This is a genomic window from Exiguobacterium aurantiacum (genome assembly GCF_001766415.1).
GTDB classification, from domain to species: domain Bacteria; phylum Bacillota; class Bacilli; order Exiguobacteriales; family Exiguobacteriaceae; genus Exiguobacterium; species Exiguobacterium aurantiacum_A.
This window is the reverse complement of the sequence record NZ_MKXO01000001.1, coordinates 29,484-43,065: the sequence shown is the minus strand read 5'-3', so window position 1 is coordinate 43,065 and position 13,582 is coordinate 29,484. Positions and strand designations below refer to the sequence as shown.

16 protein-coding genes are annotated in these 13,582 nt (G+C 51.2%); 4 read left to right on the top strand and 12 right to left on the bottom strand.

What is annotated here, in order from left to right; genetic code table 11:
* Positions 1 to 3 precede the first annotated feature (3 nt).
* Both BJU60_RS00210 and BJU60_RS00205 read right to left on the bottom strand, forming a co-directional pair.
* Positions 4 to 525, bottom strand: coding sequence for a nfeD-like family protein (locus BJU60_RS00210; protein WP_083273931.1), 522 nt, complete (start codon positions 523 to 525; stop codon positions 4 to 6).
* Positions 525 to 926, bottom strand: a complete 402-nt coding sequence (locus tag BJU60_RS00205) for a hypothetical protein (protein ID WP_070326962.1) — start codon at positions 924 to 926, stop codon at positions 525 to 527. The genes BJU60_RS00210 and BJU60_RS00205 overlap by 1 nt, the downstream gene beginning before the upstream one ends.
* 123 nt (positions 927 to 1,049) lie before the next feature.
* Between BJU60_RS00205 and rnhC the strand changes: the two genes are divergently transcribed.
* The 3 genes from rnhC (at position 1,050) to BJU60_RS00190 (ending at position 4,214) form a co-directional block, all read left to right on the top strand.
* Complete coding sequence (gene rnhC, locus BJU60_RS00200) at positions 1,050 to 1,961, top strand: ribonuclease HIII (RefSeq protein ID WP_070326961.1); 912 nt, start codon at positions 1,050 to 1,052, stop codon at positions 1,959 to 1,961.
* Positions 1,962 to 2,033: 72 nt separating this feature from the next.
* Complete coding sequence (locus BJU60_RS00195) at positions 2,034 to 2,846, top strand: alpha/beta fold hydrolase (RefSeq protein WP_070326960.1); 813 nt, start codon at positions 2,034 to 2,036, stop codon at positions 2,844 to 2,846.
* Positions 2,847 to 3,191: 345 nt separating this feature from the next.
* Positions 3,192 to 4,214 carry a PTS transporter subunit IIC gene (locus BJU60_RS00190; protein ID WP_070326959.1) on the top strand — a complete coding sequence of 341 codons (1,023 nt, stop codon included), beginning with the start codon at positions 3,192 to 3,194 and terminating at the stop codon, positions 4,212 to 4,214.
* 47 nt (positions 4,215 to 4,261) lie between these two features.
* On the opposite strand, the gene pheT is transcribed toward BJU60_RS00190, so the two are convergent.
* The 9 genes from pheT to infC all read right to left on the bottom strand — a co-directional run bounded on the left by pheT (position 4,262) and on the right by infC (position 11,811).
* The gene (pheT, locus tag BJU60_RS00185; RefSeq protein ID WP_070326958.1) at positions 4,262 to 6,637 is read right to left on the bottom strand and encodes a phenylalanine--tRNA ligase subunit beta; all 2,376 of its coding nucleotides are present in this window, start codon (positions 6,635 to 6,637) and stop codon (positions 4,262 to 4,264) included.
* Between the two features lie 12 nt (positions 6,638 to 6,649).
* Positions 6,650 to 7,672, bottom strand: coding sequence for a phenylalanine--tRNA ligase subunit alpha (gene pheS / locus BJU60_RS00180; RefSeq protein ID WP_070326957.1), 1,023 nt, complete (start codon positions 7,670 to 7,672; stop codon positions 6,650 to 6,652).
* A gap of 298 nt (positions 7,673 to 7,970) precedes the next feature.
* Entirely contained in the window at positions 7,971 to 8,717 is a 747-nt protein-coding gene (locus BJU60_RS00175) for a TrmH family RNA methyltransferase (RefSeq protein ID WP_070326956.1), read from the bottom strand.
* 1 nt (position 8,718) lies between these two features.
* The gene (locus tag BJU60_RS00170; protein ID WP_070326955.1) at positions 8,719 to 9,795 is read right to left on the bottom strand and encodes a M42 family metallopeptidase; all 1,077 of its coding nucleotides are present in this window, start codon (positions 9,793 to 9,795) and stop codon (positions 8,719 to 8,721) included.
* A gap of 25 nt (positions 9,796 to 9,820) precedes the next feature.
* A complete protein-coding gene (locus BJU60_RS00165; RefSeq protein WP_070326954.1) occupies positions 9,821 to 10,303 on the bottom strand; it encodes a dUTP diphosphatase in 483 nt (160 codons plus the stop codon).
* 23 nt (positions 10,304 to 10,326) lie between these two features.
* Complete coding sequence (locus BJU60_RS00160; RefSeq protein ID WP_070326953.1) at positions 10,327 to 10,581, bottom strand: hypothetical protein; 255 nt, start codon at positions 10,579 to 10,581, stop codon at positions 10,327 to 10,329.
* Between the two features lie 86 nt (positions 10,582 to 10,667).
* Entirely contained in the window at positions 10,668 to 11,027 is a 360-nt protein-coding gene (gene rplT, locus BJU60_RS00155) for a 50S ribosomal protein L20 (protein WP_016508086.1), read from the bottom strand.
* Positions 11,028 to 11,055: 28 nt separating this feature from the next.
* A complete protein-coding gene (gene rpmI, locus BJU60_RS00150; protein ID WP_016508031.1) occupies positions 11,056 to 11,250 on the bottom strand; it encodes a 50S ribosomal protein L35 in 195 nt (64 codons plus the stop codon).
* A 30-nt stretch (positions 11,251 to 11,280) separates the two neighbouring features.
* A complete protein-coding gene (gene infC, locus BJU60_RS00145) occupies positions 11,281 to 11,811 on the bottom strand; it encodes a translation initiation factor IF-3 (RefSeq protein ID WP_070326952.1) in 531 nt (176 codons plus the stop codon).
* Between the two features lie 348 nt (positions 11,812 to 12,159).
* Here infC and BJU60_RS00140 point away from each other — a divergent pair, with 348 nt between their 5' ends.
* Positions 12,160 to 12,369, top strand: coding sequence for a hypothetical protein (locus BJU60_RS00140; protein WP_070326951.1), 210 nt, complete (start codon positions 12,160 to 12,162; stop codon positions 12,367 to 12,369).
* A gap of 329 nt (positions 12,370 to 12,698) precedes the next feature.
* Here the strand turns inward: BJU60_RS00140 and BJU60_RS00135 are convergent, their stop codons facing one another.
* Entirely contained in the window at positions 12,699 to 13,562 is an 864-nt protein-coding gene (locus BJU60_RS00135; protein WP_070327894.1) for a DUF1002 domain-containing protein, read from the bottom strand.
* Positions 13,563 to 13,582 lie beyond the last annotated feature (20 nt).

Here is a 13,582-nt window from a genome sequence, read left to right as displayed (position 1 = left end):
ACATTATTGCTCCTTTCGAATAGTGGGTTCGTCATATTCCATGACGACCGCGATATTTCGTTGTACTTCGATGATGACGACTCGACGATCACTCGGAATCGCTTTCCCGTCAATACTTTGTGCCGTCTTCAAAATCGAACCGACGACCGACTCGACGAGCACTTCACCGTAACCGCCTTCCGGGACGGGGACGGTCAATCGCCCGACCAATCCGACGAGCGACTCATCAGTCATACCAATCGACTCTTCCGCATTTGACAGCGGTAGGAGGACGAACAAGTATAGTAACGTCGTGAGCGCGAATGAGCCGGCGAGCGCCACCGCGAGACCGATCATCGGCGACACATGGGCGAGCGCGTTCAAGATTAACCCGATCCCTGCCCCGAGCGCCAGGAAAGAGAGGATGACGGCCGGATTGAACCAGCCTTCGAAGAAATCGAACGCGTCCGAGAACAGCATGTATAAAAATGTACCGAGACCGGCAATGATGAGTACCCACCAGTACAGTTGATCTAACGATTCCATTACCATCCCTCCTCGGTGCGGCGCTGTTGTTCATATGCGAGCACACGTCGCAAATGTTCGACTTCAAGTGCGAGTGCCTGTTCAATCGTATCCCATTCCGATAACGGCCGGGTCGGATACTGTACCGCCTTCCGCACGCGGCCAAGCGTTCGTTCAAGGTTTAACCGATCATACCGGTCAACCTCTTCGAGCCGTTCCTGACGCAGTAGTTTTAAATAGTGATCGACTTCGCCCTGTAACGTAATAATCTGCTCTGTCGCCGCCTCCGACGACTCTTGCATCAGCAGGCGACGCACCCTGACTTGATGGGCAACCAGTTTGGCGATCCTGGCCTCGAGCTCGAGAATATGTTTATAGAGGAACTCTGCCTCATCTTGGTCCGTGTCATCGCGCCACCACATCTCCGTCTCACCTCACTTCTTTTCTACTCACTCATTCATACGTATCAATTGAATCATTGGTTTCAAAATGCGCGAAAAAAATGTAAGATAAATTTGCGAACGTTAAGAAAGGAAGTGCTCACTTTGGGCAATCAAGTCATCAAACTATCGACCGCGGCTCAAGAACAATTAATCCAGAGCTATCGCGCTCACGCGGTCAATCCGCCACCACACGCTCGCTTCAGTGCCAAGACGCCCCACTGTGTGATCACCGTGTACAATTCGGGAAAAGTCATGTTTCAAGGTCGGGCTGCGGATGAAGAGGCGGCCAAATGGGGAGATTCCATCAAAAAGGAAACGTCCGGTCCAAAACATACGTTACCGGCCGGTTTTTCCGATTGGTCCGTCATCGGGAGCGATGAAGTCGGGAAAGGCGATTATTTCGGTCCGCTCGTCGTCGTCGCCGCCTACGTCCCGAAGGAAAAGATTGCCCTCGTCAAAGAACTCGGCGTCAAAGATTCTAAATTGCTTACCGATAAAGATATTTTACGCATCGCTAAAGATTTGCACGTCACGATTCCCTACCAGAAAGCGACGCTGCACAACCCGACGTACAACAAAATGCAACGGACGATGACGCAAGGGAAGATGACTGCGATCGCCCACAACGCGGCGTTGTCGGCGCTCTTGAAAAAGTTAGACGAGACGCCAGAAGCGATTCTAATCGACCAGTTCGCTGAAAAAGCCGTCTACTACAAACATTTGAGTTCTGAGACCGATATCGTCAAAGACGATGTCTACTTCTCGACGAAAGCGGAAGGCCTCCACGTCGCCGTCGCCGCGGCCTCGATCCTCGCCCGCGCTTTTTTCTTGAAAGAGATGGACAAATTGAGCGCGACACTCGGTGTCACGTTACCGAAAGGGGCCGGAGCGAAAGTCGATCAAGTGGCCGCGACCTTGATCCTTCGCTACGGTCAAGAACGTTTGAACGATATCGCTAAAGTTCACTTCGCGAACACGAAAAAAGCGATGCGTTTATGCGAGCAGAAACGATAGTTCTCACTTCAAAGATATGTTATATTTATTTTATGGTTCAATGAACTTAAAAACTTTTGGGGGATAGCGTTCATGTTGCATTATAAAACGTACACATTAAGCGACGACCATCCTTGGGTCATCTTCATACATGGCGCAGGCGGGAGTCTATCTCACTGGTATCGTCAAATTCGTCCATTTCGAAAGAAATATAACGTCTTGCTGCTCGACCTCCGCGGTCATGGCGGCTCATATAACGAAGAACAATCTTTGAATCAACCACTCAACGCCTACACGCTCGATGTCGTCGTCGAAGACGTCGTCGAAGTGATGAACTATTTAAATATTGAAAAAGGCCATATGGTCGGGCTATCGCTCGGGACGATCGTCATCCAAGCGATGTTCGAGCATCACCCCGACCGCATCGCCTCTGTCGTCTTAGGTGGTGCGATCGTCAAGTTCAACGTCCGCTCGACCTTACTCATCCGGCTCGGCAGCCTCATGCAAAGTTTCGTGCCTTACATGTGGCTGTATCAACTATTCGCTTGGATCTTGTTGCCGAAGAAACGGCATAAAAAATCGCGGATGATGTTCGTGCGCGACGCGGCCAATTTGTGCCAACGCGAGTTCATCCGTTGGTTCAAGATGACGGAAAACATGAATCCGCTGCTGCGTCACTTCACTTCAATCCAAACATCCGTCCCCATCCTCTACATTATGGGCGACGAGGATTACATGTTCCTTGAGGCCGTCGAACGAACGGCGAAGCATCAACCGACAGCACACGTCCAAGTCGTCCACGATTCGGGGCATGTCGTCAACGTCGATCAACCCGATACGTTCAATTCCATTTCAATGGACTTCATCGATCAACAAGTCGGTTTACTGGCAGCCAGTACGTCTTAAGTCTATACCGTTAAACAGAGACTCACTTCCTTAAACGGAAGCGGGTCTCTGTTTTCGTCTGTGGAAAAAATATTTTTCAGAAAGTTTTCAGAAAATATTGATTATTGAAAAATATCGTGTTACTCTTAGAAAAATCTTGAACAGAGGAGCTGGCGACGATGCGTACACCATTACATAACGGCCTACTGATTATTATTCGACTGAGGGACTGAAAAATCGACTCGCTGACCGAGACGAATTTTTGGGCCCTTGTTTCGATGGTTTCGGACGAGGCGCTCATGGTATGACCGACGCGCCTATCCAATCAGGATAGGTTTTTTTATTGGAGTAACACATATAGAGGAGATGATGGAAGTGAAACAGTACGCAATGGATCGGATGATCAAAATATCAGCAGGGATGGCTAGCGCCGTCCTCGTCACACTCGGGGTCGGACTCTTGATTGAAACGATCGGTAAGATGGCCGGAATCGAGACGCTCGTCTTGATCGGACAAGTCGCGAAGTCACTGCTCGCCCCGGCGCTCGGTGCCGGAGTCGCCTATCAGCTCGGCGGCAACACCCTCATCTTATTCAGTTCGATGATTGCGGCGACCGTCGGGGGTGCGGCCCTTCAAGCGACGGAGAGCGGGCTTGTCCTCGTCCCCGGTCAACCGATCAGTGCCTTGATTGCTGCAGCTGCGGCCGTCTGGTTAGGCAAACGTGTCCTCGGTAAGACGAAGTTCGATATGATGGTCGTCCCGGTCACGGCCGTGCTCGGCGGAGGCATCGTCGGTGTCGGTGCCGCTGCCGTCACGACACCGCTCATCAACTCGATCAGCGCGAGCATCACTTCGTCGGTCAACACATCACCGATCGCAACGTCACTCGTCATCGCCCTCGTCTTCAGCGTCATGCTCATGTCACCTGCCTCATCAGCCGCGCTTGCGATCGCGCTTCAGCTCGACCCGGTCGCGAGTGCTGCTGCCTTGATCGGCTGCACCGCCCAATTCGTCGGCTTCACGCTCATGGCTTATCGCCAAACCGACCCCGGCGGCTTGGTCGCATCGTTTTTCGTCACACCGAAAGTCCAGTTCCCGAACGTCGTCAAAAATCCACGGGTCGTCATGCCGCCGTTCATCGCCGCCATGATCAGCGCTCCGATCGCGACGCTTTGGTTCTCACTCGAGGTGCCGTATGAGATTGCCGGGCTCGGCTTGAACTCAATGATCGCCCCGCTCAATATCCTTGCCGCACAGGGTATGGAAGCGTTTCTCGTCTTCGTCGGCACCGGCGTCATCTTACCGGCTGTCATCACGTTCCTTCTTTACAAAGTGACTTGCCTCGTCGGTTGGACGAAGTTCGGTGACTTGGCGCTTGAAGTTCAATGAATTCTAAAAACAGCGATTCCCACAATAAAGGGAATCGCTGTTGTCTGTTAAGCGCGTACTTCTGCGCCGTATTTGGTTTTGACTGCTTCGATGATTGCATCATACGACGCTGTCACTTCTTCATCAAGAAGTGTCCGCGTCGGATCTTGATATTTGAGCGAGAAGGCAATCGACTTCTCCGCTTCACCGACGTTATCGCCCGTGTAGACGTCGAACAGAGCAAGCTCGATCAAGAGCGGACCCGCCGCTTGTCTGATCGTCGCCTCGACTTGACCGGCCGGAATGTCACGCTTCAATACGAGCGCAAGATCTCGCGAAATCGATGGGTAACGTGGTACGTCTTGATAGACGAGCATCGCTTCAGACTTCAATGCGCCAAGGTCGAGCTCGAAGACGTAAACTTCTTTCAAGCCGTATACGTCTTTCGATACGGCCGGATGGACTTGCCCGACGTATCCGATGACGTTCCCCGCGACGAGAACATTCGCCGTGCGGCCAGGGTGCATGTCTGAAATGACGGCCGCTTCGTACGTCACGTCGATGCGTTGCGAACGCATCAGTGTATCGACGATGCCTTTCGCGACGAAGTAATCGACCGGGATGCGTGTTCCTTGCGAACGGTGATCGTACCAAAGTCCTGTCACTACGCCCGCGACGCGTTCCGTTTCGCGTGGCAACGTTTCTCCGTGCTCTACGTACACCCGTCCTGTCTCAAATAGACGGACGTTCGCTTGTTGACGCGCCGTGTTATAACGGGCCGCTTCAAGCAATCCCGGAACGAGTGATGTCCGTAACACCGAACGCTCCTCGCTCATCGGCATGGCGAGTCGGACTGTCGTCGCTCCCTCACCGTCGAACCGTGATGCATGAAGCTCGCTCGTGAGCGAGTACGTGATCGCTTGTGACAAGCCCGTCCCTTGAAGGACGCGGCGCACTTGACGACGGAGTACGTTGTCTTTTGGCAGGTAGCCTTTCGACTGCGATGCCGGGAGCGTCGATGGAAGGCTGTCGTATCCGTATAGTCGCGCCACTTCTTCCGTAATATCAGCCGGCACTTCTAGGTCCGGTCGCCGCGACGGGACGTGAACCGTCAACGCTTCGTCTCCTGTCACGTCTAACCCGAGCCGCTTTAGAATATGTTTAATCGTCGTTTGGTCGAGGTCCATCCCGAGTCGATGGTTAATATAATCAATCGACACGTCAATCGTGCGGGCGTCGGACGCTTTGCTTCCGGCGATGACCGGCTCACTGATTGTTCCGCCGCTCACGTTGACGATCAATGCAGCGGCACGGTCAAGCGCGAGGAGTAAACGTTCCGGATCGACTCCTTTTTCGAAACGGGCGCTTGAATCAGAACGAAGACCGAGCGTGCGGCTCGTCTTCCGGACCGAGGCCGGCGTGAAGTAAGCCGACTCCAGGATGATGCTCGTCGTCGTCGCGTCGACTTCGGTATTCGCTCCGCCCATCACTCCAGCAATTGCGACCGGATGTTGTCCATCGGTAATGACCATCATCGACGAATCGAGTGTGCGCGTCGCATCGTCAAGTGTGACGATTTCTTCTCCGTCCTGGGCTTGGCGAACCAAAATGATACGGCCGAGCTTAGACGTGTCAAACGCATGGAGCGGTTGACCGAGTTCGAGCATGACGTAGTTCGTCACATCGACCACGTTATTGATCGGGCGCACACCTTCCGCGATCAAGACGTTTTTCAACCACTGTGGCGACTCGCCAATCGTTACCCCGTCGACGCGACGCGTCGCGTAGTACGTGCAGTTGTCTGTCTCGAGTCGCACAGACACGTCGTTCGGCGTATCCGTTTCGACATCGGCTGCTGGCAACGTATACGGGCGTTCTAAAATCGCCGCGACTTCATGAATGATGCCGTATAGGCTAAGGCAGTCCGAACGGTTCGGCGTCAATCCGAGTTCAATCACTTCGTCATCGAGATCGAGCAAGCTGATGACATCCGCTCCGACTTCAACTTCTTCCCGGAACGTATGGATGCCGTCCTGTTCGTCTTCGCGAATCTGTTTTTTCTCGAAACCGAGTTCTTCGAGCGAACAGATCATGCCTTGCGACTCGACGCCACGAAGTTTTGCTTTTTTGATTTTAAGGCCAGGTAGTCTTGCGCCGACTTTTGCGACGATGACATGTTGTCCGGGCGCGACGTTCGGTGCCCCACAGACGATTTGGACAGGGCTGTCGTCACCGACGTCGACCGTTGTCACGTTCAACTTGTCAGCCTCTGGATGTTTCGCGCATGAAAGGACGTGTCCGACGACAAGACCTTTCAATCCTTCAGAGCGGTCTGTCACGCTCTCGACTTCAATTCCGTTTTTCGTGATCAAATCGCCTAACGCTTGCCCGCTCAAGTCTGAGACGTCGATATATTGGTTCAACCATTTTTTCGATAATAACATGTATGATCCTCCTTAGAATTGCTCGATGAAACGTAAGTCGTTTGTATAGAAGTGACGAATATCATCGACACCGTGTTTGAGCATCGCCATCCGTTCGACACCGATCCCGAAAGCAAAGCCAGACATTTTCGTCGCGTCATAGCCTGCCATCTCGAGGACGCGCGGATGGACCATCCCGCCTCCAAGAATTTCAATCCACCCTGTCCCTTTACAGACGTTACAGCCTTTGCCGCCACACTTGAAGCATGAGATATCGACTTCAACGGACGGCTCTGTGAATGGGAAGAAACTTGGACGAAGCCGGATTTCTCGTGTCTCGCCGAACAGTTGCTTGACGAACACTTCAAGCGTGCCTTTCAAGTCGGCCATCGAGATATGCTCATCGACGACGAGTCCCTCGATTTGCATGAACTGGTGTGAATGGGTCGCATCATCTTCGTCACGACGGTACACTTTGCCCGGACAAATGATGCGAATCGGTTTCCCGTCCGCTTCGAGCATCGTCCGTGCTTGCACCGGCGACGTATGCGTCCGCAGAAGCGTCTCGTCCGTGATGTAGAACGAGTCCTGCATGTCACGTGCCGGATGATCTTTCGGCAAGTTCAACATTTCAAAGTTGTACAGATCGGTTTCGACTTCTGGGCCTTCGGCAATCGTATACCCGAGACCGACGAACAAGTCTTCCATCTCGTCGACAATTTGTTGCAGCAAGTGGCTATGTCCCGGAAGTGCCGTTCGACCAGGGAGCGTGACATCGATCGTCTCGGCTGCGAGTTTCGCTTCGAGCTCGACCGCCTTCACGTCCTCGATCCGTGCCTCTAACACCTCTTGAATCGTCGTTCGCACCGTGTTGGCGAGTTCACCGACGACCGGGCGCTCTTCGGCGGACAACTTGCCCATCCCGCGCAATACTTCGGTCATCGGGCCTTTTTTACCTAAATACTTAATCCGGACGTCGTTCAACGTTTTTTGTGATGACGCCGTTTCAATTTCTTGAAGGGCCTCACGTTGTAATTGTTCTAACTGTTCTTTCATCAATGTTTCCTCCTCTACAAAAAAAGTCCCTTCAGTCGATGACTGAAGGGACGAATAAACGCGGTACCACCCTACTTGGCCGATCAGGCCCACTTGAGAGCATCGGTATCGGGATGCCAGTTCGGTGTTGTCTCCAACACGACTCCAGAGTGAATTCAGCGCCGACCTCGGCATCAGCTCTCAATCTAGGCCGATGCTCCCTGTGCTCGTTCGGGGGTTCGCGTACTATGCTCTTTCAACGTCTTACCTATATTGTTCGATGTTTCTAAACTATCACGATTCTCAAGCGGTGACAAGATTATTGTAGCGCGATGCGATACATGAGAATGCCGGCGGCGACTGCCGCGTTCAATGATTCGGCTTCTCCGATTACAGGAATGTGGACACGTGTGTCACAAAGGGCGAGCACGTCGTCATGGACGCCTTGCGCTTCATTCCCGATGACAAGCGCGACTTGATCGTTGAACGCGACTTGGTCGTATGACTTCGCTTTCGAGAGTGCCGTCCCATAGACGTGAAACCCTAAACTTTTCAGTTCCGGCAACGTGTCGAGCAAGTCGACCGATTGAATGTTCACATGGAACAACGATCCTTGCGTCGCCCGTACGACTTTGGCATTGAACGGGTCGACCGTACCTTTACCGAGAAACACGGTATCAAAGCCGGCCGCGTCTGCTGTCCGAATCATCGTCCCGAGGTTACCCGGATCTTGAATGCGGTCAAGGACGAGCACATGCTTCATCTTGCGTTCGACTGGCGTCATCTTGACGACAGCGAACACCCCTTGCGTCTTCTCTGTTTCTGATAACAGATCGGCGACATGGTCGGACAGTTCGAGCACCGGCATCTCGTCTAGACGCCATGAACTTTTCGGACGATAAGATTCGCCCATAATCAATTGGACGAGTCGTCCGGCCCGGATCGCTTCGTCGACCAAGTGTTCACCTTCAACTAAAAATTGTCCAGACTCTTGTCTGCCTTTTTTCGTCATCAAGCGCTTCAAACGCTTAATCGTCTCGCTTTTCGTAGACGTGATTTTCGTCATATTATCCCTCTTTCAACCATTGAACCGTTTCGTTATCCAACCGCTTGGTGAGCGCCACGACTAAATCGATGGCCGCTTCATAATCGGCTTTATGGATGATTGACACGTTCGTATGCAAATAACGGACTGGAACCGTGAGCGCGACAGCCGGCATCCCGACTCCTGATAAATGGAACCGTCCGGCGTCGGTGCCGCCGCCTGGTGTCAAATCTAACTGATACTTAATGTCTTCTGCTTTCGCGACTTCGACGATCAAGTCGATGAGGCGCGGGTTCGTGACAGTCGTCGCATCAAAAAAGATGACTTGAACGCCTTCACCAAGTTTTGACAAACCTTCTGCCGGTGTCATACCTGGCGTATCACCTGGGATACCCGTATCCACGGCAATCGCGACGTCCGGTTTAATCAAGTTTGCCGCTGTGACGGCTCCACGCAATCCGACTTCCTCTTGAACCGTGGCCCCCGAGAAGACGGTTCCTGGCGCATCATTTTTCAGACGTTTGGCCGCTTCAATCGCGATCGCACATCCGATTCGGTTATCCCATGCCTTCGCTATCAAGAAGTCTTCATTTTTCATGACCGTGAACTCGCAATGCGGCACGACCGTGTCACCTGGACGGATTCCCCACTCGGCGACTTGTTCTTTTGACGTCGCTCCGATATCTAAGAACATGTCTTTGATCTCGACCGGTTTTTTACGAGCTTCGACTGGAAGGACATGCGGTGGCTTCGCACCGATCACGCCTGGGATTTTCTCTCCAGAGCGTGTGACGACGTCCATGCGTTGAGCGAGCAATACTTGGTTCCACCAGCCACCGAGTGCTTGGAAGCGCAGGAAACCACTATCTTCGATGCGTGTGACCATAAAGCCGACTTCGTCCATATGACCGGCAATCATGACACGCGGTCCTTCACCGTTCCCCGTCACACGGCCGAACAGACTACCGAGACCATCCTGTTCGAACGATTCGACGTGGGGCTCGAGATACTCGCGCATGAGTGAACGGACTTCCCCTTCGTTTCCCGGGACGCCAGTCGCATCCGTCAGTCGTTTTAGCATATGTAAAGTTTCATTCATCTCGTATCGCTCCCTTTCGACTCCATTAGTAGCCTTGATTTTGTCGCTCATGGTTGACTTCATTCTTCGATAGATACGCCATCAGAATCAATTCTTCATTGAAACCTAGCGTATAGCCTAGTTCGAGATATGCCGCCATCAGCGTCTCGTACATCGCTTCTGTCTTCGACAAACCAAAATTCGTCACTTTTCGAAAGATATCTAAAAAAGCATCAGTCGCGTCAAGATACGAGCTGCCTGCCGGGAACGTCTCCCGTTCGTATCCGAGGGCGAGTCCGAGCGACAGTAAGAAATGGATACCGTCAACGTACTCTTCTAAGATCACGTCTTGAGGCGACGGGCCTTTCGTTGACCAAAATTTAAAACTTCGGGTCTCATTGGCGAGTTCACCGAGTTCGACGAGTAAAGCGAGTAACCGTTCATCGAATTGGTTGCCGGATAGTTGATGTTCTTGTTTGATCCGCTCATCTAATTCACGTTGCCGATCAAATAATGTTGTCCAGTTCACCGGTTGCTCCTCCTATTCTCCACTTAAAGCAGTACTAAAATCATTAAAGACCAGCCCACTGCTAAAATCAATACTTGTATTTGCATGCTTTTTGGGGCATGAACCGTTTTTTGGCGTGTCAAATGAAGTCCAAACAACGCTCCAATGGCTCCTCCGGCATAGGCGTACAACACGTTGAACTTCCCTTCGCCGTGCGTATACTGCTTCGCCTGGAAATACGTATAGACGTTTAAAGCGATGAGCGCCAACGCAACGATGGCCAAGATAGATTGATCCATAGCGTGTCCTCCTTATCTTCATCTTAAGAAATTTCCGAGAAAAAAGAAAGCGCCGAGATAGAGTCTCGGCGCTTTCGATTGAACGATTACGCGTTCAATTTTGATTTAGCTGTGTTAGCGAGTGAAGCGAACGCTTGTGCATCCGATACTGCAAGCTCAGCAAGCATCTTACGGTTGATGTCGATCCCTGCAAGCTTGAGTCCGTGCATCATACGGCTGTATGAAAGACCGTTGATACGTGCTGCCGCGTTGATACGTGTGATCCAAATACGACGGAAATCACGTTTCTTTTGACGACGGTCACGGTATGCGTACATGAGTGACTTCATGACCTGTTGTTTTGCTACTTTAAATAGAATATGTTTCGAGCCATAATAACCTTTGGCAAGTTTGATTTGCTTTTTACGACGTTGACGAGTCGTATAACCGCCTTTTACGCGTGGCATATAGTTTCCCTCCTAAATTCCTTCTGTATTACTTCGCAATCATGTTGCGAATACGTTTGTAGTCTCCAGCTGATACGATAGCACCCTTACGGAGCTTACGTTTTGCTTTCGTCGATTTGTTACCGAACAAGTGACTTGTGAAAGCGTGTGAACGTTTGAGTTTACCTGATCCTGTACGTTTAAAACGTTTAGAAGCACCGCGGTGCGATTTCATTTTCGGCATGAGTATTTCCTCCCCACTATGACTCGATGATTAATCTTCTTTCTTCGGAGCCAGCACTAAGAACATGCTGCGTCCTTCCATCTTCGGCTTTTGTTCAACTGTTGCCAAGTCGGCACATTCCGCCGCCAATTTTTCCATAACACGTCTACCGATTTCCGAGTGTGTGATGGCACGTCCGCGGAAACGGATCGACGCCTTCACTTTGTTTCCACTTTCAAGAAACTTGCGAGCGTTACGCAATTTCGTTTGGAAATCGTTGTCCTCGATTGTAGGACTGAGACGTACTTCTTTCAATTGGATGACTTTTTGGTTTTTACGCGCTTCTTTCTCCTTTTTCTGGAGTTCGAAACGGTATTTACCGTAGTCCATAATTTTAGCGACCGGTGGGTTTGCTTTGTCAGCGACCAAGACGAGGTCAAGGTCAGCTTCTTCCGCTAAGCGTAATGCTTCACTACGCGATTGTACACCGAGTTGTGCACCGTCCGCTCCAATAAGACGAAGTTCACGGGCACGAATGTTTTCGTTGATAAATAGCTCTTTGCTAATGGTTAGCACCTCCATCGTGCGATTGCACGAGTTTTAGATTTTAAAATAAGACAACATAGTAATAGTAACAAAAAAAGCGTCGGCAGTTTCCCGCCCACACATCATTGCGTACTCAGAACGGCAAGACACCGAAACTGAATTACGTACATGATGGACCTGACCGAACCGATTCGGACGAGGTGAGAAGCGGGCGCTTCTGCTTTGTTGTATTTACTCACTAAGTCATCTTAACACTAGCAGAAAAAGATGTCAAGAATTCGCGCATGAATAATTGATAGCTCGCACTTTTATGATAATAACAGTCATTCCATCGTTTCGCAATACCTTTTCAAAGGGAATAAAATAAAAAAGGAGGCGGCGAGGATGAACTGGAGAAAAGACGTGAAACAAGATCACGATTATCATGATCAAATCAAACATATCGTTCAAGAAACGATGCGTCACCATGAAATGAACGACGCTAAACTTGAAGCTGTATTGACCGATCTGCTTGAAGAGATGAACCGCATCACGTTGAAGATCGTCGATGATCATGAATCCGCTCGGGACTATATCCATAAACGTTGGTATTAAAAAGCAGAGCCTTCTCTCTCAGCTTGTTGACTAACCTGATTGATATCGCTCGTCCTTCCGGCGCCCACGCTTTCCGCAGGCAATCCCGGAGCCGCATCGCGACTCGCGTCGCTGCTGGGTCTCCGTCGGATTGCTTTCCTGCGGGAGTCGGGGCGTCGTCGGACGAGCAACGCAAACGGTCGCCATCTGGCGGCCGTTTACATAGCATTTCTTAAATTATATGTCGGTCAGAGCGCCTCGAGGTCTTCGAACATAAAAAAAGACGAACCAGATTGCTTTTAGCGACCTGGTTCGTCAACAGCCTGAGAGCCTTCGCTCTGCTTTTTCGTTTAGTTCGTCAACGACTTGAAGAAATTACTGAGCGACTCAAACAGCCGCGCAAAGAAACCTTGTACTTCTTTCGTCTCTAGAAACGCCTGCACGTCTTGGCCCGCTCCTTTTAATCCATCACTGATCGCTGTCCAATCCAAGTTGGCTTGCTGCATGTTCTCGAACAACGTCGTCAGCTGGTTCAATTGCGTATCGGACAATTGAACGTTGTTTTGATTCAATACTTGAATGACGATATCACGAATTTCAATATTCGTCTCGGGCATTTGATTCGCGATTTCCGCTTTGATCTCATTCATCAGCCCGGCCACATCTTCTTGACCGACCGTCTTCCCGATCTCTGACGTGACCGCAAGTTCTTCTTGCGCGAGATTTTTTCGTTCCTCGGTCAGTTGGATCCCGGTCTCGTCAGCCGTCTGGTCGTACGCCTTCATAATACCTGTCAACGCAGACGTCCCGGTCACACGGATTGGAGACGTGATGTAAATATCGGCGTCAGTGACCCCGGCCGTGACGAGCGCGTTCGCATACATATCTTCCGTCACCCACGTGACGTTCTCGGTTTGAATATCAAGACCCGTCCCGTCAGTCAGCTTGATGCGGGCCGATGAGTACATGCCGCCGCCACGTTGTGCCTGGGGTACGGCGTCACCTAAATACTTCTCTTCGTCAGCTGCAGTCGTGATAATCGGTTCGATTCCTGCCGGCGCTTCAACACGCTCGAGCACCCAGTCTCGCTGCTCTGCTGATAATGTCTCCCCGAGGGTGACGATTGTATCGTCGACGATCGCTTCGGCGTTTACTTTAGGAATCATGCTAGTCGAGACAATCGTCCCGATCGTCAGCGCGATAATTGGTTTCATATAATTCAAACTGAATCACT

Excerpts from the sequence above, each read along its gene's own strand:
- BJU60_RS00140 (WP_070326951.1), top strand. The coding sequence starts at position 12,160 with ATGAACTGGAGAAAAGACGTGAAACAAGATCACGATTATCATGATCAA.
- pheS (WP_070326957.1), bottom strand. The coding sequence starts at position 7,672 with ATGAAAGAACAGTTAGAACAATTACAACGTGAGGCCCTTCAAGAAATT.
- infC (WP_070326952.1), bottom strand. The coding sequence starts at position 11,811 with ATGGAGGTGCTAACCATTAGCAAAGAGCTATTTATCAACGAAAACATT.
- BJU60_RS00205 (WP_070326962.1), bottom strand. The coding sequence starts at position 926 with ATGTGGTGGCGCGATGACACGGACCAAGATGAGGCAGAGTTCCTCTAT.
- BJU60_RS00170 (WP_070326955.1), bottom strand. The coding sequence starts at position 9,795 with ATGAATGAAACTTTACATATGCTAAAACGACTGACGGATGCGACTGGC.
- BJU60_RS00160 (WP_070326953.1), bottom strand. The coding sequence starts at position 10,581 with ATGGATCAATCTATCTTGGCCATCGTTGCGTTGGCGCTCATCGCTTTA.
- BJU60_RS00190 (WP_070326959.1), top strand. The coding sequence starts at position 3,192 with ATGATGGAAGTGAAACAGTACGCAATGGATCGGATGATCAAAATATCA.
- BJU60_RS00195 (WP_070326960.1), top strand. The coding sequence starts at position 2,034 with ATGTTGCATTATAAAACGTACACATTAAGCGACGACCATCCTTGGGTC.
- BJU60_RS00175 (WP_070326956.1), bottom strand. The coding sequence starts at position 8,717 with ATGACGAAAATCACGTCTACGAAAAGCGAGACGATTAAGCGTTTGAAG.
- rplT (WP_016508086.1), bottom strand. The coding sequence starts at position 11,027 with ATGCCACGCGTAAAAGGCGGTTATACGACTCGTCAACGTCGTAAAAAG.
- BJU60_RS00210 (WP_083273931.1), bottom strand. The coding sequence starts at position 525 with ATGGAATCGTTAGATCAACTGTACTGGTGGGTACTCATCATTGCCGGT.
- rpmI (WP_016508031.1), bottom strand. The coding sequence starts at position 11,250 with ATGCCGAAAATGAAATCGCACCGCGGTGCTTCTAAACGTTTTAAACGT.
- BJU60_RS00135 (WP_070327894.1), bottom strand. The coding sequence starts at position 13,562 with ATGAAACCAATTATCGCGCTGACGATCGGGACGATTGTCTCGACTAGC.
- pheT (WP_070326958.1), bottom strand. The coding sequence starts at position 6,637 with ATGTTATTATCGAAAAAATGGTTGAACCAATATATCGACGTCTCAGAC.